1 protein-coding gene is annotated in these 843 nt (G+C 65.6%); it reads right to left on the reverse strand.

Going from position 1 to position 843, the window contains the following annotated elements:
* Positions 1–269: 269 nt before the first annotated feature.
* The coding region (locus A5634_RS24510; protein ID WP_065144203.1) for a SigB/SigF/SigG family RNA polymerase sigma factor at positions 270–843 on the reverse strand (574 nt) is incomplete at its 5' end.

Here is an 843-nt window from a genome sequence, read left to right on the forward strand (position 1 = left end):
TGTTTGTGCGCTCGACGGCGTTGAGTGTGCAGCTACGGCGGCCGCTTCGGCGTGTCGCCCGCCGTGAGCGCACACTCGACGCCGCTAATGCACACTCGGAGCCGCGAGTGCACACTCGAGGCCCCTGTCCATCAACGGCTTTGAGTGTGCGGCTACGGCGGGCGACACGCCGAAGCGGCCGCCGTAGCTGCACACTCAACGCCGTCGAGCGCACAAACAAAGTCCAACTGGCTGGTCGTAGCGCGTCGTCGAGCGAGCCTGCGCGAGAGTTACTCGAGCTGGTCCCGAAGCCGGGCCAGGGACTTAGCCAGCAACCGGGACACGTGCATCTGTGAGATGCCGACCCGTTCGGCGATCTGCGTCTGCGTCATCGACTCAAAAAACCGCAGTACCAACACAGTTCGTTCGCGCTCGGGCAACGCCTCCAGTAACGGGCGCAGTGCCTCGCGGTTTTCGATCCGATCCAGACCCGCGTCCACGTCGCCCAGCGTGTCAGCGATGGCGCGGGCGTCGTCGTCTTCGTTGCCGCCACCGCTATCGATGGACAACGTGTTGTAGGAGCTGCCAGCCACCAGGCCCTCGACCACCTCGGCGCGGTCCATACCGAGTTCGACGGCGAGTTCGGTGGCGGTCGGCGCCCGACCCAGCCGCTGCGACAGTTCGGCCGTGGCGGTGCCCAGCCGCAGGTGCAGTTCCTTGAGCCGGCGCGGGACCTTGACCGACCAACTGTTGTCCCGGAAGTGGCGACGGACTTCACCCATGATGGTGGGCACCGCGAAAGAGACGAAATCCGAACCGGTTTCGACGTCGAAGCGGACGACAGCGTTGACCAGTCCAACCCGC

It is taken from the genome of Mycobacterium asiaticum (assembly GCF_001673365.1).
Lineage (GTDB): Bacteria > Actinomycetota > Actinomycetes > Mycobacteriales > Mycobacteriaceae > Mycobacterium > Mycobacterium asiaticum_A.